At 72.5% G+C, this 17,744-nt stretch carries 15 protein-coding genes; 8 read left to right on the top strand and 7 right to left on the bottom strand.

Annotation, left to right across the window (positions count from 1 at the left end):
• Positions 1-100: 100 nt before the first annotated feature.
• Positions 101-1,123 carry an aldo/keto reductase gene (locus tag PV341_RS03205; protein ID WP_500356619.1) on the top strand — a complete coding sequence of 341 codons (1,023 nt, stop codon included), beginning with the start codon at positions 101-103 and terminating at the stop codon, positions 1,121-1,123.
• A gap of 74 nt (positions 1,124-1,197) precedes the next feature.
• On the opposite strand, the gene PV341_RS03200 is transcribed toward PV341_RS03205, so the two are convergent.
• A complete protein-coding gene (locus PV341_RS03200; RefSeq protein WP_500324774.1) occupies positions 1,198-1,686 on the bottom strand; it encodes a carboxymuconolactone decarboxylase family protein in 489 nt (162 codons plus the stop codon).
• A 125-nt stretch (positions 1,687-1,811) separates the two neighbouring features.
• On the opposite strand from PV341_RS03200, the gene PV341_RS03195 reads away from it, so the two are divergent.
• A complete protein-coding gene (locus PV341_RS03195; protein ID WP_500324776.1) occupies positions 1,812-2,738 on the top strand; it encodes a pirin family protein in 927 nt (308 codons plus the stop codon).
• A gap of 55 nt (positions 2,739-2,793) precedes the next feature.
• Here PV341_RS03195 and PV341_RS03190 read toward each other — a convergent pair whose 3' ends face one another.
• Positions 2,794-3,645 carry a formate/nitrite transporter family protein gene (locus PV341_RS03190; RefSeq protein ID WP_500324778.1) on the bottom strand — a complete coding sequence of 284 codons (852 nt, stop codon included), beginning with the start codon at positions 3,643-3,645 and terminating at the stop codon, positions 2,794-2,796.
• Between the two features lie 530 nt (positions 3,646-4,175).
• Here PV341_RS03190 and PV341_RS03185 point away from each other — a divergent pair.
• Positions 4,176-4,988, top strand: a complete 813-nt coding sequence (locus tag PV341_RS03185) for an IclR family transcriptional regulator domain-containing protein (RefSeq protein ID WP_500324780.1) — start codon at positions 4,176-4,178, stop codon at positions 4,986-4,988.
• A 71-nt stretch (positions 4,989-5,059) separates the two neighbouring features.
• Here the strand turns inward: PV341_RS03185 and PV341_RS03180 are convergent, their stop codons facing one another.
• From PV341_RS03180 to PV341_RS03170, 3 genes are read right to left on the bottom strand one after another with little or no spacing between them, the layout of a single operon-like run.
• Positions 5,060-5,917 carry a dioxygenase family protein gene (locus PV341_RS03180; RefSeq protein ID WP_500324782.1) on the bottom strand — a complete coding sequence of 286 codons (858 nt, stop codon included), beginning with the start codon at positions 5,915-5,917 and terminating at the stop codon, positions 5,060-5,062.
• Positions 5,918-5,919: 2 nt separating this feature from the next.
• Positions 5,920-6,750 (bottom strand): citryl-CoA lyase, encoded by an 831-nt coding sequence (locus PV341_RS03175; RefSeq protein WP_500324784.1) that lies wholly within the window; start codon positions 6,748-6,750, stop codon positions 5,920-5,922.
• Positions 6,743-7,933: a CaiB/BaiF CoA transferase family protein gene (locus tag PV341_RS03170; RefSeq protein ID WP_500324786.1), complete on the bottom strand. Its 1,191-nt coding sequence runs from the start codon at positions 7,931-7,933 to the stop codon at positions 6,743-6,745. The genes PV341_RS03175 and PV341_RS03170 overlap by 8 nt, the downstream gene beginning before the upstream one ends.
• Positions 7,934-8,192: 259 nt before the next feature.
• Between PV341_RS03170 and PV341_RS03165 the strand changes: the two genes are divergently transcribed.
• The 4 genes from PV341_RS03165 (at position 8,193) to PV341_RS03150 (ending at position 13,222) form a co-directional block, all read left to right on the top strand.
• A complete protein-coding gene (locus PV341_RS03165; protein ID WP_500324788.1) occupies positions 8,193-9,641 on the top strand; it encodes an amidohydrolase family protein in 1,449 nt (482 codons plus the stop codon).
• A 55-nt stretch (positions 9,642-9,696) separates the two neighbouring features.
• Positions 9,697-10,224 carry a DoxX family protein gene (locus tag PV341_RS03160; RefSeq protein WP_500324790.1) on the top strand — a complete coding sequence of 176 codons (528 nt, stop codon included), beginning with the start codon at positions 9,697-9,699 and terminating at the stop codon, positions 10,222-10,224.
• Positions 10,225-10,329: 105 nt separating this feature from the next.
• Positions 10,330-11,547 (top strand): phospholipase D-like domain-containing protein, encoded by a 1,218-nt coding sequence (locus PV341_RS03155; protein WP_500324792.1) that lies wholly within the window; start codon positions 10,330-10,332, stop codon positions 11,545-11,547.
• Positions 11,548-11,758: 211 nt separating this feature from the next.
• Positions 11,759-13,222, top strand: coding sequence for an amidase family protein (locus PV341_RS03150; RefSeq protein WP_500324794.1), 1,464 nt, complete (start codon positions 11,759-11,761; stop codon positions 13,220-13,222).
• A 54-nt stretch (positions 13,223-13,276) separates the two neighbouring features.
• Here the strand turns inward: PV341_RS03150 and PV341_RS03145 are convergent, their stop codons facing one another.
• Positions 13,277-14,944, bottom strand: a complete 1,668-nt coding sequence (locus PV341_RS03145) for an ABC-F family ATP-binding cassette domain-containing protein (RefSeq protein WP_500356617.1) — start codon at positions 14,942-14,944, stop codon at positions 13,277-13,279.
• A 377-nt stretch (positions 14,945-15,321) separates the two neighbouring features.
• Between PV341_RS03145 and PV341_RS03140 the strand changes: the two genes are divergently transcribed.
• Positions 15,322-16,362, top strand: coding sequence for a serine/threonine-protein kinase (locus PV341_RS03140; protein WP_500324797.1), 1,041 nt, complete (start codon positions 15,322-15,324; stop codon positions 16,360-16,362).
• Positions 16,363-16,365: 3 nt separating this feature from the next.
• Here PV341_RS03140 and PV341_RS03135 read toward each other — a convergent pair whose 3' ends face one another.
• Positions 16,366-17,529 carry a right-handed parallel beta-helix repeat-containing protein gene (locus tag PV341_RS03135; protein ID WP_500356615.1) on the bottom strand — a complete coding sequence of 388 codons (1,164 nt, stop codon included), beginning with the start codon at positions 17,527-17,529 and terminating at the stop codon, positions 16,366-16,368.
• Between the last annotated feature and the right edge of the window lie 215 nt (positions 17,530-17,744).

Genomic DNA, 17,744 nt, shown 5'->3' with positions numbered 1-17,744 from the left:
CCGACAGTATGTCGTGCATACTGTCCGATGTGCCCCGTGAACGGTGCACCGCTGTCCGGTCCGCGAGGCAGTGACACGCAAAGGCAAGGCAGACGACGACATGCGCTACACGCGACTTGGCAACACCGGCCTCCTGGTGTCCCGGCTCGGCCTGGGCACCATGTCCTTCGGCGGAGGCGACCACGACTTCTGGAAGGTGCTCGGGGGCCTCGGCGACACCGAGTCCGGCAAGATGCTGGACGCCGCGCTCGACGCCGGCGTGAACCTGATCGACACCGCGAACATCTACTCCGACGGGGAGTCGGAGGAGGTTCTCGGCCGGATACTCGGCGGACGGCGCGACGACGTCGTCCTCGCCACCAAGGTCTACGGCCGGATGGGCGCCGGCCCCAACGACATGGGCCTGTCGCGCCTGCACGTCATGCGCCAGCTGGAGGACAGCCTGCGGCGGCTGGGCACGGACCGGATCGACCTCTACCAGATCCACAGCTTCGACCCGCTGACGCCGCTGGAGGAGACCCTCCGCACGCTCGACGACGCGGTCCGCCAGGGCAAGGTGCGCTACATCGGCGCCTCCAACCTCGCGGCCTGGCAGCTGATGAAGGCGCTGGGCGTCTCGGCCCTGCACGACCTGGAGCGCTTCGCCTCCCTGCAGGCCTACTACTCCCTCGTCGGCCGGGACATCGAGCGGGAGATCCTCCCCGCCGTGCGTGACCAGGGGCTCGGCCTGCTGGTCTACAGCCCCCTCGCGGGCGGTTTCCTGAGCGGCAAGTTCCGCCGGGGAGCGGAGCGCGACCTGTCGACGCGCTGGGGCAAGGGCTCGAACCCGCCGGTCGACGAGGCACGCGGACACGACGTGGTCGACCGCCTCGACGAGATCGCCGGGCGGCACGGCGCGACGGTCGCGCAGGTGGCCCTGGCCTGGGTGATGCAGCAGCCCGGGGTGAGCAGCGTGCTGGTCGGCGCGAGCCGCATGGACCAGCTGCAGGGCAACCTCGCCGCGGCCGGGCTCACGCTCACCGAGGACGACCTCGCCGCGCTCGACGAGGTCAGCCGGCTCGCCCCGGAGTACATCGAGCGCGTGCACTCCGGCCCGGGAGCCCAGCGGGACCTGGACGGCTGACCCCGCCGTGACGGGAAGGGCGCGGCCCGGCCGTCACGAACGGCGGGCCGCGCCCCTTCGGTCACGGTCGTGGCTCACCGGCGCGGGCCGGGGCGGACCGGGTGCTTGCTCAGGATGGAGACCCGGTTGAAGGAGTTGATGGTGATCGCCACCCAGATCAGGGCCGAGAGCTCGTCGTCGCCGAACACCTCGCGCGCGGCCTGGTAGGCCTCTTCCTGGGCGGCGGCGTCGGTGGGGTCCGTGGTCACCTCGGCCACCGCGAGCGCGGCGCGCTCGCGTGCGGTGAACAGCTCGGTGTCGCGCCAGGCCGGCAGCACGGTCAGCCGCTGCGGGGTCTCGCCCGCGCTGAGGGCGGTCCGGGTGTGCCGGTCGAGGCAGAAGGCGCAGCCGTTCAGCTGCGACACGCGGATGTTCACCAGCTCCACGAGGTCGTGTTCGAGCCCGGCCTCGGTGGCCACCGCGCGTACGGTCTCGGCGGCCGCCAGCATCGCCTTGTAGGCCCGAGGGCTCTGCTTGTCGATGAAGATCCGCCTGCTCGGCCGAACCGCCGTGGTGTCGCTCACCAGTACTCCTTCGCCGGGCCGTCTCCGGCCGCTGTGGGATGCGCCGTCGTCCGTCGGGGGCATCGCCGTATCATCAACTCCATGATTGTTGAAATTCGAAGCAGTCGTTGTGTGAGAAGCGCGACATGAGCGGGACCCAGCCCGAGGGCACCGTGGAGATCCTGTCCGCCCGTGACGTCCCGCTCGGCGGGCCCCGCGCGATGACGGTGCGGCGCACCCTTCCGCAGCGGAACCGCTCGCTCATCGGCGCCTGGTGCTTCGCCGACCACTACGGGCCGGACGACGTCTCCGACACCGGAGGCATGGACGTCGCGCCCCACCCGCACACCGGGCTGCAGACCGTGAGCTGGCTCTTCAGCGGCGAGATCGAGCACCGCGACAGCCTCGGGACGCACGCCTACGTACGGCCCGGCGAACTCAACCTCATGACCGGCGGCCACGGCATCAGCCACTCGGAGGTCTCCACCGAGCGCACCACGGTCCTGCACGGCGTCCAGCTGTGGGTCGTGCTCCCCGAGCGGCACCGTGACACCGCCCCCGCCTTCCAGCACCACGTCCCGGAGCCCGTGGCGCTCGCCGGCGGTGTGGCACGGGTGTTCCTGGGGTCCCTGGCCGGCGACACCTCGCCGGTGCCGACCTTCACCCCGCTGCTCGGCGCCGAACTCGCGCTCGATCCCGGTGCGACCGTCACCCTGGCGATCGATCCGGCCTACGAGCACGGCCTGCTCGTCGACGCCGGCGACGTGGAGATGGCCGGCACCCGGCTGAGCCCGGCCGAACTCGGCTACCTGGCGCCCGGCGGCGACACCCTGACCCTGACCAACCACGCCGACGCGCCCGCCCGGGCGGTGCTGCTCGGGGGGCCTCCCCTCGGCGAGCGGATCATCATGTGGTGGAACTTCATCGGCCGCACGCAGGAGGACATCGAACAGGCCCGCTCCGACTGGATGACGGGTACCCGGTTCGGTGAGGTCAAGGGCTACGACGGCGACGCGCTGCCCGCGCCCGAACTGCCGCGGGTGCCCCTGAAGTCGCGGGGGAACACGCACTGACCGGCGCGGTCCGGCGGCGGCCACCCGGGTCCGCCGCCGGACCGGTCGGCGTCGCTCAGACCTGGACCGACTCCGGAGCCTCGACCGGGGCGGGCCCGCCGGCGGGCCGCCCCGGCCTGCCGCGGCCCACGAACGCGTACGCCGCGCCCACCAGCAGTCCGCCGCCGAGGAGGTTGCCGAGGCCCACCAGCAGCAGGTTGCGCGCGAAGGCGGCGGCCGTGGCGTCCGGCACGTGCTCCAGCATCCCGAGCGAGTAGTACGTCATGTTGGCCACGACGTGCTCGAAGCCGGAGCCGACGAACGCCAGCAGGGCCCAGAAGATCAGCGCGATCTTGGCGCCGTCCGAACGGGTCCGCGCGGCCATCCAGACGCCCAGGCAGACCAGGAAGTTGCAGAGCACACCGCGGAAGAACAGCGCCCCGCCGGACTCCGCCGCCTTCGTCTTGAGCAGGGTGGAGAGCAGGGCGAGGGCCGGCGCTGTGTGCCCGGGAGCGGCGCCCGCGGTGATGACCCCGCTGCCGTGCACCAGCAGCGCGAACAGGGCGGACCCGATGAGGTTGCCCACGAACGAACCGACGACCAGGGCCATCGCGTTGGCGCCGCTGATGCTGCGGACGACGACGCCCTGGACCGTCGTCATCATGTTGCCGGTGGTGAGTTCGGCACCGGCGAAGACCACCAGGGTGAGCGCCACGCCGAACAGCAGGCCCTGGACGAGTTTCGTGGACGGCGACCCCGCGGCCGCCAGTGGTCCGGTGACCGTGAGCAGCAGCACCGCCGCGACCCCGACGAACGCCCCGGCCAGCAGGGAGCTGACCAGGTAGCGGCCCGGGCTGCGGAGGCCGGCGACCTTCTCGGCGGCCGTCCGCCCCTGCTCGTCGAGGGTCTGGGACACGGGGATCGGCATGGTGTCACCTCTTCACTGATGTACCGGAATGTCCGTCCTGGTTTTCCCGATGCTAGGTCCGTCGAGGCGTCGTGAAGGAAAAGGAGTTGCACGTCACAAGGGAAATGACGCGCTATGTCATCGGCGTGCAATCCGTAATGCAAGGCCGGGTCAACGGAAATTCGGCCATGGGTAAAGTCGCGCTGCGTGGCGGGTGGAGCCGCAGGAAGAAGCCGATCACCGGTTCGCCGCGGCGGGGGTTTCCGAATGTGGTCCGACCTTGCTCTGCCTGATGCGTGGCACCGGAAATCATCGCCCGGGTGTCATCGCCGGCGGAATGCGGGCCTTTCCTGTCGTGGCGGCCGTGGCCGGGTGCCACCAAGGCCGCGCCGGCGACGGACGATCGTCCGTATAATGGCCGCCGAGAGGATGCCCGTGCGGTCGGGAGCCGGTGAAGGGGAACGGACGCAGGCGCGACGCCGTCTGCGGGCGGTCCGCCCTGCGGTCACCGGTGGGCGGGGCATCGCGGTCGTGGACGCGGGAGGCATCGGATGGCAGGGCGCGGAAGCAGTCCGGACTTCGTGGAGGCGCTGGCCCGCGGGCTGGACGTGCTCGGCTGCTTCGACGCCCGGCACCGCCGGCGGACGCTGAGCGAGATCGCCGCCGCGACGGGGCTGGCGCGGCCGACGGCGCGCCGACTGCTGCTGACGCTGGAGGAGCTCGGCTACGTCCGCGCCGACCAGGGCGCGTTCACCCTCACGCCGCGCGTGCTGCGCCTGGGCATGTCCTACGTGGGCTCGCTCGGCCTGTGGGACGTGGCCCGCCCCCACATGGAGGTGCTGGTCACGCGGACCGGGGAGTCGTCCTCGATGGCGCAGCTGGACGGCTCCGACATCGTCTACGTGGCCCGCGTCTCCGTACCGAAGATCATCGCGCTGCGGGTGGACATCGGCACCCGGTTCCCCGCCCCGCAGACCTCCCAGGGCAAGGTGCTGCTGGCCGCCCTGGGCCCGCAGGAGCTGGAGGCCGTCCTGGCCGAGCCCAGCCGCTCCGGGCTGCCGGAGTCCCCGCGGCGGACGCCCGAGGAGTTCGCCGCGGAGCTGCGCACCGTCCGGGCCCGCGGCTGGGCGCTGGCCGACGAGGAACTCGCACCCGGCGTACGGTCGGTCGCCGTGCCCGTACGGGACGGCGACGGGGTGGTCCGGGCGGCGATGAACGTCACCGTGCACGCCGCCGAGACCAGTGTGGACGTGCTCACCGGCACGTACCTGCCCCTGCTGCTGCGCGCGGCCGGGGACGTCTCGGCGGACTGGGCGCTGTGGCAGAGCCGGCCGCACGGCGAGGTGCGCCCCGCCGCCGGCTGACGCCCTGCCCGGAACAGGGCACCGCGCCGTGGCGGCGGCGGCGACGCACCGCACCTGCGGCCGACGCCGCGTCAGCGGGGCTGCAGCACGAAGTCGTACTCGGCGAGCAGGTACGGCACGTCGACGGCCGTTCCGTCGGGGGCGGGTCCCGCCGGTTGTTCGGTGAACCGGACCACCAGCGCTTCCTTCGTGCCGAAGACGACGTCGCTGTCCAGGTACTCGCTGCCCTCCTGGAACAGATGGGTGATCAGCTTCTCGTACCCCGGCTCGTCGACGAGGAAGTGGACGTGCGCGGGGCGGAAGTGGCTGATGTCGGTGGTGCTGATCAGGTCGCCGACCGGGCCGTCCATCGGGATGGCGTAGCCACGCGGCGCGATGGTGCGGACGCAGTAGGTGCCGTCCTCGCGGGCCCGGTACTTCGCACGCAGCCGCGCCTCGTCGACCTCGGGGAGCTGCGCCTCGTAGGCGCCGTCGGCGTCCGCCTGCCACACGTCGAGGACGGCCCCGGGCACGGGCTTGCCGTCCAGGTCGGTGACCTTGCCGGTGATGAACAACGGCGTCCCGGGGATGCCGTCGGACATGTCGAAGCCGTACGGGGCGGCGGGGGACCCGTCGATGTGGAAGGGGCCGAGGACGGTGGCGGGGGTGGCCCGCGGCGCGAACCTGTTGTTCAGCTGCACCACGAGCGTGCTCAGCCCGAACACGTCGGAGGCGAGGATCAGTTCCTGACGTTTGTCGTCGCTGATCCGGCCCGCCTCGGTCAGCCACTGGATCGCGGCCATCCACTCGTCCTCGGTGAGTTCCACCTCGCGCGCGAACGCGTGGAGGTGGCGGACCAGCGCGGACAGGAGCTCGGCCTGGCGCGGGGTGTGCGCGGTCGCCCAGCGCCGGGCCGCCAGTTCGGTGAGGTTGTCCTCGTTGACAAACACGGTCACTCCTTGGTGTTCCCTGCGGATTCGGTGTCCGGCCGGGGCGGGACGGGCCGGTTGTTGAGGTCGACGGAGAGGAAGATGTCGTTCGCGACCGGATCGCGCATCTCCTCGGCGAGCTGGCCGATGAGCCCGGCGGTGCGCGCGAGCAGGGCGAAGCCGCGCAGCAGCGGCAGCGGCAGCCCGAGGTCGGCGAGTGCGGCTCCGCACACGCCGGCGCCGTTGAGCGGCAGGGCCTTGCCGAGGACCTCGGGGTGCACGCGGCCGATGGCCGCGAACAGTGACAGGTGCGGGCCGAACAGGCCCTCCTCGGCGGCGATGGCCATCAGCCGGGGCGTGCGCGGGTCACCGTCCTTGTGCACGTGGTGGCCGAGGCCCGGGACGAAGCGACCGGCCGCCCGCTGCTCGCGCACCAGGCGCAGCGCCAGTTCGTCCCAGCCGGAGTCGTCGTGGGGCGGTTCGCCGTGTGCGGCGAGGGCCTCGTGCAGGAACGTCCCGGTGTCCTCGGTGACGCCGAGGAAGCGCGAGCCCCCGCCGAGCAGACCCGCGGCGAGCGCGCCCTGGACGGAGTCCGGCGCGGACAGGTACGTCAGCCGGGTGACGATGGCCGTGGGCGTGAAGCCGTGGTCGGCCAGGGCCGCGAGCACGGCTTCGAAGACGCGGGTCTCGCCGCGGCTCGGACGGCGCTGCGTCGCCAGCCAGAAGGCGAGTTCGCCGAAGCCGACGCTGCCCATGATGTCCTCGGCGAGGTCATGGCCGAGCAGGGTGATGCTCTTGCGGTCCGAGGCGCCCAGCGCGGTGGGGTAGCCGCCGGACGCGGACGGGTCAGTCACGGGTGTCCTCCGGGTCCTGGGCCAGCCACGCACGCAGTTCGGCGCCGTGCTCGTCGAGTTCGGGCGGCGGCAGCCGGTACACGGCGGGAGTGGCGGAGAAGGTGACCGGGTGGCGGGTGGTGGGCACCGCGCGGTCGCCCTCGCCGACGGTGACGACCGGGTCCAGCCCGAACCGCTCGGCCATGGCGAAGCCGCCGTCGATGGTGTTGATCGGCCCGCTCGGCACCCCGGCCTCGACCAGCAGCTCGAACCACTCGTTCGCGCCGCGCTTGACCAGTTGCTCCACGAGCAGCGGCCGCAGCTCCTCCCGGTTCGCGGTGCGGTCGGCGTTCCGCGCGAAGCGCGGGTCGTCGGGGACCCCGGGGATGCCGAGGACCTCGCACAGCTTGCGGAACTGGCCGTCGTTGGCGGCGGTCACGATCAGGTCGTTGTCGGCCGTGGGGAAGGGCTCGTAGGGGAACACGCTCGGGTGCGCGTTGCCCATCCGGTACGGGACCTCACCCCCTGCCACGTAGGCCGAGCTGTGGTTGACCAGTCCGGTCAGCGCCGACGACAGCAGGTTGACCTCGACGTGCTGGCCCTCGCCGGTGGCGTCGCGGTGGCGCAGCGCGGCGAGGATGCCGATGGCCGCGTGGTTGCCCGCCATGACGTCGAAGACCGAGATCCCGGCCCGGTAGGGCGGGCCGTCGGGCTCCCCGGTGAGGCTCATCAGCCCCGAGACGGCCTGCACCATCAGGTCGTAGCCGGGCACCTTGCGCCCGGCGCCGGAACCGAAACCGCTGATGGAGGCGTAGACGACGGCCGGGTTCCCGGTCCGCACCGACGCGTAGTCCAGCCCGTACTTGACCAGGCCGCCGGGCCGGAAGTTCTCGATGACGACGTCCGCCCGGCGCGCGAGTTCGCGCGCCGCCTCCAGGTCGGCCCCGTCGTGCAGGTCGAGTGCGATGGAACGCTTCCCGCGATTGATGCCGAGGTAGTAGGTGGACACCTCGCCGCGCACCGGGGGCGTCCAGCTGCGGGTGTCGTCCCCGCGCGGGCCCTCGACCTTGACGACGTCCGCACCGAGGTCCGCCAGCAGCATCGTGGCGTAGGGCCCGGCGAGGATGCGGGAGAAGTCGGCCACCAGCAGCCCGGACAGCGGGCCCGCCGGGCCCGGTCGCGCAGGCGCGGTGCTCTCTGACATCCGGTGTCACCTTTCATCTGACCGCAGGACGGACATCCGTCCGTCACCGTGATTCTGTTGCTGAAAGCCGGGGGCGTCAAGGGTGATCGTCGCCGCCGTAGCCGGTCAGAGGCTTGCCGGCACTGCGGTGTCTCGTTTTGCGACAGGGCCGGGGCCCATCCGCGGGCGTGTGCGCTCCGAACTGCGTCGCGAGGCTAGCGCTCGGTCCATTGGCCGAATAGCGTACCTGTGTCCGTCAAGCGGCCAAGGGAGTTCAACGATGGATAAGGTCGAGGCATTCACCCCGGGGCGGCCCATTGTCCTGCGGGGCGGGACCGTGCTGCCCGTCAACCGTGAGCGCGAGGTCCTCGGGGACACCGACGTGCTCGTCGTCGACGACCGGATCGCGGCGGTCGGTCCGCGACTGGCGGTCCCCGACGGGACGGTGGAGATCGACGCCACGGGCGGCATCGTGATGCCGGGCATGATCGACACGCACCGCCACATGTGGCAGACCGCGATGCGCGGCTACGGCGCCGACTGGACCCTCACCCAGTACTTCGTCTGGTACTACCTGGAACACGGCAGGAAGTTCCGCCCCGAGGACGTCCACGCCGGCAACCGGCTCGCCGCGGTGGAGGCCCTCGACGCGGGCGTGACCACCGTCGTCGACTGGTCGCACGGCCTGCAGACCGTGGACCACGCCGACGCCGCCGTGGACGCCCTGCGGTCGGTGCCCGGCCGCTTCGTCCTGGCCTACGGCAACATCCAGCAGGCACCCGCGGAATGGACCGCCGCGCCGGAGTTCCGCGACTTCGTCGCCCGCCGCATCGACGGCGACGACATGCTCGGCTTCCAGCTCGCCTTCGACGTCACGGGCGACCCCGCCTTCCCCGAGAAGCCCGCCTTCGAGGTGGCCCGCGAACTGGGCGTCGCCGTCACCACCCACGCCGGGGTGTGGGGCGCCACCAACGACGACGGCATCCGCCTGATGTACGAGAACGGCTTCATGACCCCGCAGACCGTGTACGTCCACGCCTCGACGCTCAGCGCCGACTCCTACCACCGCATCGCGGCCACCGGCGGCTCGGTCTCGGTGTCGACGGAGAGCGAGCAGAGCGCCGGCCAGGGCTACCCGACGACCTGGGCCATCCGCTCGCACGACATCCCCGTCTCCCTGTCGATGGACACCAGCGTGTGGTGGAGCGGCGACCTGTTCTCCGCCATGCGCACCACCCTCGGCGCCGACCGCGCCCGCGCGCACCTGGAGGCGCACGCCAAGGGCGACACCGTCACCCACTGCGCCCTGCGCGCCGACCAGGTGGTGGAGTGGGCCACCCTCGGCGGGGCCCGGGCCCTCGGCCGCGAGCGGGACCTGGGCAGCCTGGAGGCCGGCAAGAAGGCCGACATCGTCCTGCTGAAGAACGACCACTCGCCGGTCTCCTTCCCGCTGCTCAACCCGTACGGCCAGGTCGCCTTCCAGGCGCAGCGCGGCGACGTGCACACCGTGCTCGTCGACGGACGGGTCGTCAAGCACGAGCACCGCCTGGTCGGCGTCGACCTGGCCGCGGTGCGGCGCGAGGTCGAGGAGACCGTCGACCACCTGCGGTCCGCCATGGGCGAGGAGGAGTGGCGCAAGGGGATGAACCCCGACGTCCCCGAGACGAAGGTGCTCGACAACCCCTACACCTACACCGACTACCGCAGCGCCTCGACGCACGGCCGGTGACACCGGTGACAGCGGCGGCACGGGTGACACCAGCGACACGAAGGGAAACCGAGAGATGAGCGTGGGGCTGCTGCTGCTCCGACTGCTGCTCGCCGCCCTGCTCTTCGGCCACGCCACGCAGAAGCTGCGCGGCTGGTTCGGCGGGGCGGGGCTGGCGGGTACCGGCGCCGTTTTCGAGCGCTACGGCATCGTCCCCGGGCCGCGGATGGCCCTGGTCGCCGGGGTGGCCGAGCTGACGGGCGCGGCGTCGGTCGCGGCCGGACTGCTGACGCCCGGCGGGTGCGCGGTCGTCGTCGGGACGATGACGGTGGCCGCCGTCTCGACGGCGCCGGGCGGCTTCTGGGCGCTGAAGGGCGGCTGCGAGGTGCCGTTCCTCTACGGCGCGGTCGCCGCGTGCCTCGGCTTCACCGGGCCGGGGGAGTGGTCGCTCGACCACGTCCTCGGCCTGAGCTGGCGGCCGGCCCCCGCCTGGGGCGCGGCCGCGCTGGCGGCCGGACTCCTCGCGGCGACGGTGCCGCTCGCCGGCCGCGCCAAGGTGCGCAGGAGCAGGAGGGAGTCCCCCGGGTCCCACGGGAACGCGTAGTCACTCCGGATAAGCCGCATCCTGCCGGGCATACGGCTGGAGTACGCCACGCGACGCCGCGGCCGGACGGGCCGCGGCGGCACCGGAACCGGGGGGCACGACGGCATGGGCGCTTCGCTGGAGGAGACCGACCGCACCGACGGAGACCGGCCGGAGCGTTCCGTCGCCGACCGCAAGCAGGAACTGCGCCGCCGCCTGGAACGGCTCATCGGCATCGCCGCGACCGAGGGCAACTGCCTGCAGGCCCTGCGGAACGGGGACGAGATCTTCCCCGCGATGCTGGACGCGATCCGCGCGGCGAAGCACACCGTCGACATGACCACCTTCGTCTACTGGCGCGGCCAGATCGCGCGTGACTTCGCGCACGCGCTGGCCGCCAAGGCGGCGGAGGGGGTACGGGTACGGCTGCTGCTGGACGGCTTCGGCGGGCGGCTGATCGAGCAGGAACTGCTGGACGGCATGGACCGGGCCGGCGTGGACGTCGCCTGGTTCCGCAAGCCCGTGCGGCTGTCGCCGTTCAAGCAGAACCACCGCTGCCACCGCAAGGTCCTGGTGGTCGACGCCGAGGTGGCCTTCACCGGCGGCGTCGGCATCGCCGAGGAGTGGTGCGGCGACGCCCGGCACCCCGGCGAATGGCGGGACACCCACGTCCGGGTCACCGGGCCGGCCGTGGACGGCCTGGCCGCCGCGTTCGCGCAGAACTGGGCGGAGTGCCGGCGCAACGGGCTCTTCGACGACCGCGACCGCTTCGGCGAGCACGAGCAGAGCGGAGGCGCGATCGTCCAGGTCGTCCGGGGCTCGGCGAGCGTCGGCTGGCAGGACATGCGCACCCTGCTCCGGGTGGTGATCGCCTCCGCGGAGCAGCGCATCCGGCTCGCGACCGCGTACTTCGCGCCCGACCCGTACTTCGTCGGCCTGCTCTGCCACGCGGCGGCCCGCGGGGTGGAGGTCGAGATCCTGCTGCCCGGCCCCTACACCGACAAGCGCGTCTGCCAGTTGGCCGGGCAGCGCTACTACCAGCGGCTCCTCGACTGCGGCGTGCGGATCTGGCACTACCTGCCGACCATGATGCACGCCAAGGTGATCACCATGGACGGGGTCGCCACCCTGATCGGCTCGACCAACTTCAACCGCCGCTCCCTCGACCACGACGAGGAGGTGATGCTGGCGGTGCTCGACGAGAACTTCACGTCCGTCCTCGACGCCCACTTCGACGAGGACCTGCTGCGCAGCGACCCCGTCGACGGCACGCGCTGGCGCACCCGCTCCTCACTGGAGCGGGCCCAGGAGGTGGCGACCGCGCCCATCCGCCGCTTCCTGTGAGCATCATGGTGTCGCCCCACGAGACGGCCGCGGGGGCGTACGGACACCGGGGCGCGTCAGCGCACCGCTCACCCTGGAGGGCGACATCGACGTCAACACCGGCCCAGAACCGGCATCGACAGGCAGCCGGACCGACGCCAACGACGCGGCGCCGCACGAACCGTTCCCCGCCGACCTGGAGGTCGCGACGGTCGCCGAGCTGACCGCCCTGATGGCCTCGGGCCGCATCACGAGCGTCTCCCTCACCCGCGCCTACCTGCGGCGCATCGAGGACCTGGACGTCGGCGGACCGGCCCTGAACGCGGTGCGCTGCGTCAATCCCGCCGCCCTGGAGGAGGCCGCCGCGGCCGACGCGCGCAGGGCCGGCGGCGACCCCGGCGGCCCGCTGCTGGGCATACCGGTGCTCGTGAAGGACAACGTCGACGTCCTCGGCATGCCGACCACCGCCTGCTCGGTGGTGCTCGCCGACTCCCACCCCGCGCAGGACGCCCCGCTGGTGACCCGGCTGCGCGAGGCGGGTGCGGTGATCCTCGGCAAGGCGAACCTCACGGAGTTCGCCAACTACCTCACCGTCGGCATGCCCAGCGGCTACAGCTCGCTGGCCGGTCAGGTGCTCAACCCGTACGACCTGAGCGAGACGCCGAGCGGTTCGAGCGCCGGTTCGGGGGTCGCCGCCGCGGCCGGACTGGCCGCCGTCACCATCGGCACCGAGACGGACGGGTCCATCCTCAGCCCGGCGTCCGCGACGTCGGGGGTCGGGGTGAAGCCCACCCTGGGCCTCGTCAGCCGCACCGGCATCGTGCCCATCGCCTCCAGCCAGGACACCGCGGGCCCGATGACCCGGACGGTCGCGGACGCCGCCGCCCTGCTGACCGTCCTCGCCGGCACCGATCCCGCGGACCCGGCCACCGCCGGCAACCCGCTCGAAGGCCACGACTTCACCGCCGACCTGTCCCCCGACGCCCTGCGCGGCGTGCGCATCGGCGTCGTCGCGGAACAGACGCCCGAGGACGGCACGGACGAACGGGCCCTGTGGGACGCGGCCCTGGACGCACTGGCGCGACGCGGCGCCGCACTCGTCGACGTCGGCATCGAGGCGCGCCGCCGGTACGACGTCGCCTCCCCGGTGCTGAGCCACGAGTTCAAGCGCGACCTGAACGCCTATCTCGCGCGGCTGCCCGAGGGTGCACCGGTGCGCACCCTCGCCGACGTGATCGCCCACAACGAGGCCCACGCGGACGTCGCCCTGAAGTTCGGGCAGACGCTCGCGCTCGCCGCACAGGCCAGGGACCTCGGTCCGGACAGCGCGGACACCGTCGAGTACAAGGCGGCCCGCGCCCGGGACCTGGAGGAGAGCAAGGACCGCATCGACGCCCTGATGGCCGAACACGCCGTCACCGCCCTGCTGTTCGCGAACAGCGGCAGCTCGTCCATCGGCGCCAAGGCGGGCTACCCCTCGGTCACCGTGCCCGCGGGCTACCTCGCGGCCAACCGCCGCCCGTTCAACATCACCTTCCTGGGACGGGCGTGGAGCGAACCGCTGCTCCTCGGCTACGCGCACGACTACGAGCAGGCGACCCGGCTGCGCAGGCCGCCGTCCGCCGTCAACCCCACCCTGCTGCGCCGCCGTCCGCTCGCCGTACCGGCGCCGAGGGCGGCGGACCCGGAGCGCTGACGGCGTCGGCGCCCGGGACCGCCCCGCACGAGCGGGGCGGTCCCGGTCCCACGCTCAGTCGTCCCCGGCGTCCTCCAGCAGGCCGCGCACCTCCTCGGCGGTGGTCTCCTGGAGCTCCTCGGCCACGAGCAGCCAGCGTGTGATCCCGACCGACTCCAGGAACGGCAGGTCGTGGCTGGCGATGACGAGTGCGCCCCGGAAGGACGCGAGGGCGGTCGTCAGCTGACGGACGCCGTCCACGTCGAGGTTGTTGGTGGGCTCGTCGAGCATCAGCAGCTGCGGGGCCGGCGTGGCGAGCATCGACGCCGCCAGGGCGGCGCGGAAGCGCTCCCCGCCGGAGAGGGTGCCCGCGGGCTGTTCGGCGCGGGCGCCCCGGAACAGGAACCGCGCGAGCCGGGCGCGGATCTCGTTCTCGCCGACCCCGGGAGCCACGCGGGTGACGTTCGCCGCCACGCTCAGCTCCTCGTCCAGGACGTCGAGGCGCTGCGGCAGGTACCGCAGCGGAACGTGCGTCCTCGCCTCGCCCGACAGCGGGGTGAGTTCGCCGGTGAGGGTGCGCAGCAGCGTCGTCTTGCCGGCCCCGTTGCGGCCGACCAGCGCGACGCGTTCCGGTCCGTGGACGTGGAGGTCGCCCTGGCGCAGCCTGCCGAAGCGTGGCCGCAGCCCCCGCAGGGTGAGCACGGTGCGGCCCGCCGGGACCGCGGTGCGCGGCAGGTCGACCCGGATCTCCGCGTCGTCGCGGAGCGCGTCCGCGGCGGCCTCGCGGCGTTCGCGCGCCTGGGCGAGCCGTTCCTCCTGCACGCCCCGGAGCCGGTCGGCGGACTCCTGCGCGGAACGCTTGCGTTCGCCGGCGACGATCCGCGGGGCGCGCCGCTGGGCGTCCATCTTCCGGCTGTGCCGCCGTCGGCGGTCCGACGCGATCCGCGCCTCCTCCAGTTCGCGGCGCTGGCGGCGCACGTCGGCCTCGGCGGCGCGGAGCGCGCGCCCGGCAGTCTCCTGCTGGGCGGCCACGGTCCCCTCGTAGTCGGACCACGCCCCGCCGTACCAGGTGACGGAGCCCGCGCGCAGTTCGGCGACGCGGTCCACGCGTTCCAGCAGCTCGCGGTCGTGACTGACCACGACGAGGACGCCGGAACGCCAGGATCCGACGGTCTCGTGGAGCCGGCGGCGCGCGAAGAGGTCGAGGTTGTTGGTGGGTTCGTCGAGCAGGAGGACGTCGGGGCGGCCCAGCAGCAGTGCGGCCAGGCGCAGCAGCACGGTCTCGCCGCCGGACATCCGGCCGACGGTACGGTCCAGTTCGAGGCCGCCGAGCCCGAGGGAGCCCAGGGTCGCCAGGGCGCGTTCCTCCACGTCCCAGTCGTCGCCGACGGTCTCGAAGTGCTCCTCCCCGGCGTCCCCCGCCTCGATGGCCCGCAGGGCGGCGCGCCGTTCGGCGATGCCGAGGGCCTGGTCGACGCGGAGCGCGGTGTCGAGGGTGACGTCCTGGGGCAGGTAAGCGAGGCTGCCGCCGACGGTCACCGACCCCCGGGTGGGGGGCAGCCGGCCGGCCAGCAGCTTCAACAGGGTGGACTTTCCGGTGCCGTTGGCTCCGACGAGCCCGGTGCGGCCCCTGCCGATGGTGAGGGAGAGCCCGTCGACCACGGGTGTGCCGTCCGGCCACCGGAAGGAGAGGCCGGAGCAGCCCAGGGACGAGCCGGTGGCGGTGGGGGTGTGAGTGGACATGATGGTCCTCGCAGTCGCAAGCGCAGGGGTGGCGGGCTTCGGGTGCGAGCACCACGCGGCGACCGTGCGGGGACGGGGGGTGCGGTCCTCCGGGGAACGGGGACGGCTCGTGCACCGAGGTCGCATGCGCGCGGGGTCACGGGCGGCGGGAAGGCCGACTGCTGCGTGACCGGCGGACGGCGGTGGGGCCGTGCGCGCGATGATCGCGGACCTCAGATGAGCAACGTCCACCTCTATCGGAGACGACAGGACCCAGGAACTGTACCTCAGGCTTCGAGGGAAAGGCGCGACCGCGAATTGCCGGGGCCCGGTCGATACAATTCACAAAGGGAGCGCGGAAAGGTCTCCGATGTCGGGCCGCGTGGCGGTGGTGCGCGATGAATTCGATTCCGCATGACGTGAGCGTGTACGCCGGGCGGTCCTCCGGGCTCATCGGGGCCCAGATCGCCGGCTACCGCGTGGAGCGGGAGATCGGCCGCGGCGGCATGGCCGTGGTCTACTGCGCCCGGGACCTGCGGCTCGACCGTACGGTGGCCCTGAAGCTGCTCGCCCCCGAGCTGGCCCGCAACGACACCTTCCGCCGCCGTTTCACCCACGAGTCACGGGTGGCGGCCGCGATCGACCACCCCCACATCGTGCCGATATTCGAGGCCGGGGAGACCGACGGTGTCCTCTACATCGCGATGCGTTACGTCTCGGGCCTCGACCTGCGGGCGCTCTTCGACCGGGACGGTCCGCTCCCCGTTCCCACCGCCCTGCGCATCGCCACCCAGGTGGCCTCCGCACTGGACGCGGCGCACGACCACGACCTGGTGCACCGCGACGTGAAACCGGGGAACGTGCTCGTCGCCAAGGGCACCGACAGCGAGCACCCCGAGCACGTCTACCTCACGGATTTCGGCCTGACGAAGAAGTCGCTGTCGCTGACCGGGTTCACCACCGTCGGCGAGTTCGTCGGCACCCTGGACTACGTGGCGCCCGAGCAGATCTCCGGGCGCCCGGTGGACGGCCGCTGCGATCTGTACAGCCTGGCCTGCGTCGTCTACGAGAGCCTGACCGGTGGCCTGCCCTTCGAGCGCGAGGAGGACATGGCCCTGCTGTGGGCGCACCAGTACGACCAGCCGCCACCCCTCAGCGAGCGGCGGCCGGACATCCCGCCGGCCATGGACGACGTCATGGCCAAAGCGCTCGCGAAGGTCCCCGAGGACCGTTACGACTCCTGCCTGGAGTTCGTGGGTGCCCTGCGGGCGGCCGCTGCCGCGACCGCGCCGGAGGAGGGTTCCGCGCGGGGCGGTTCCCCCGACCACCAGGCGACGCGGGTGACGCCCCGGGCGCCCGTGCTCCCCACGCCCCCGGGACCGCCGCCGGACCCGCCGATGTGGGCCCGGGCGGTCTTCCGTCGTCTGCCGGGTCTGTGAACGTCAGCTGCTGGGTGCGGTGCTGGGTGCGGTGCTGGGCGCGGTGCTCGACGCGCCGCTGGGCGAGCTGTTGGGCAGCTGCTTGGGCTCGGTGGTCTCCGAGGTGTTGTTGACGAACGTGTTCCCCTTGCCCTTGAGGTCGCGGTTGGCGAGGTCGGCGGGCTTGTTGCCGCGGGCGACGTTGTCGCGGATGGTGTTCTCGGAGTTGGACGTCCCCACGACGCTGCCGAAGAGCACGATGCCGCCGGACATCGGGGACTTGCCGCTGTTGTCGCGCACGTCGTTGTCGGTCACGACGGTCTTCTCGACGCCCGTGAGCAGGATGCCCGTGCCCTGGATGAACGGGAGGCGGGCGCTGGGCGCACAGTACTTGTTGTTGCCGGTCACCGTGTTGCGGGTGACGGTCAGCGCACCGCCGCGCGGGACGCCCTCGTCGCCGACGACGAAGACACCGCCGCAGTTGCCGGTGACCTGGTTGCTCTCGACCGTGACGCCCCGCACGCGGCGCAGTCCGATGCCGATCCGGTTCTCCGTCAGTTCGTTGCCGTCGATGACGGCGCCCTGGGTGTCGAGCGCACCGCCCTCGGTGTCCATGGAGTTGGCGAGGAAGATGCCGGAATCGCCGTTGTTGCGGGCGGTGTTGTCGCGGAAGACGGTGCGGACGGACTTCTCCGCGAGGATGCCCTGCACCTTGTTGTCCCGTGCCGTGACGCGGACGACCTGCAGGCCGTCGGCCTGCGTCGCGTGGATGCCGGCCTTCTTGAACCCGGCGACCGTCAGCGACTCCAGCGTCACGTCGGACGCCTTCTTCTGCGCCGTACCGGTGACGCAGATGCCCTCGCCCGCCTTGGCGCAGGCGTTCTCCTTGCCCTTCGTGCTCGGGGAGATGACGGTGCCCGTGCCCGCTCCGCGCAGCGTCAGCCGCGGCGTGCTGATCTGGACGCTCTCGTGGTAGGTACCGGCCGCGATGTCGATGACCTGGCCGGGCTTGGCGCGGTCCACCGCCGACTGGATGGACTCCCCCGCGCGGACGGAGATCTTCTTCTGCGCGTCCGCGGACTGCGAGGCCGTGGGCTGCGACTCGCCGCCGCACGCGACCGCGCCCCCCACGATGGTCGCCGTGGCGGCCGCCGCGACGACGGCCCTGCGGGACCGACAGAGCTTCATGTGTGTGCACCTGCTTTCCGTGACATGTGATCAGCCGAAAACAGACGCTATGGACGGATCTGACACCTCGCCACTCCAGAGCCTGCGGCATGCGGGCGACGGGGCCCTGATCGGCCGGTGGCCCCCGGGCTCACGGGGGTGCCGGGTCCGGTGGCCGGAATCGACCCGGTACGGCTGATGGGGTGGCCGCGGCCGCATCAGGGCCCGGGCCCCGG

The organism is Streptomyces sp. PA03-1a (assembly GCF_033792805.1).
GTDB lineage: Bacteria > Actinomycetota > Actinomycetes > Streptomycetales > Streptomycetaceae > Actinacidiphila.
The sequence above is the reverse complement of the archived record's forward strand: the minus strand, read 5'-3'. Positions and strand labels throughout refer to the sequence as shown.

What these genes read in the sequence shown, in the direction of transcription:
- PV341_RS03140 (WP_500324797.1), top strand. Translation starts at nt 15,322, where the DNA reads ATGAATTCGATTCCGCATGACGTGAGCGTGTACGCCGGGCGGTCCTCC.
- PV341_RS03195 (WP_500324776.1), top strand. Translation starts at nt 1,812, where the DNA reads ATGAGCGGGACCCAGCCCGAGGGCACCGTGGAGATCCTGTCCGCCCGT.
- PV341_RS03145 (WP_500356617.1), bottom strand. Translation starts at nt 14,944, where the DNA reads ATGTCCACTCACACCCCCACCGCCACCGGCTCGTCCCTGGGCTGCTCC.
- PV341_RS03165 (WP_500324788.1), top strand. Translation starts at nt 8,193, where the DNA reads ATGGATAAGGTCGAGGCATTCACCCCGGGGCGGCCCATTGTCCTGCGG.
- PV341_RS03160 (WP_500324790.1), top strand. Translation starts at nt 9,697, where the DNA reads ATGAGCGTGGGGCTGCTGCTGCTCCGACTGCTGCTCGCCGCCCTGCTC.
- PV341_RS03150 (WP_500324794.1), top strand. Translation starts at nt 11,759, where the DNA reads ATGGCCTCGGGCCGCATCACGAGCGTCTCCCTCACCCGCGCCTACCTG.
- PV341_RS03205 (WP_500356619.1), top strand. Translation starts at nt 101, where the DNA reads ATGCGCTACACGCGACTTGGCAACACCGGCCTCCTGGTGTCCCGGCTC.
- PV341_RS03185 (WP_500324780.1), top strand. Translation starts at nt 4,176, where the DNA reads ATGGCAGGGCGCGGAAGCAGTCCGGACTTCGTGGAGGCGCTGGCCCGC.
- PV341_RS03190 (WP_500324778.1), bottom strand. Translation starts at nt 3,645, where the DNA reads ATGCCGATCCCCGTGTCCCAGACCCTCGACGAGCAGGGGCGGACGGCC.
- PV341_RS03170 (WP_500324786.1), bottom strand. Translation starts at nt 7,933, where the DNA reads ATGTCAGAGAGCACCGCGCCTGCGCGACCGGGCCCGGCGGGCCCGCTG.
- PV341_RS03155 (WP_500324792.1), top strand. Translation starts at nt 10,330, where the DNA reads ATGGGCGCTTCGCTGGAGGAGACCGACCGCACCGACGGAGACCGGCCG.
- PV341_RS03135 (WP_500356615.1), bottom strand. Translation starts at nt 17,529, where the DNA reads ATGAAGCTCTGTCGGTCCCGCAGGGCCGTCGTCGCGGCGGCCGCCACG.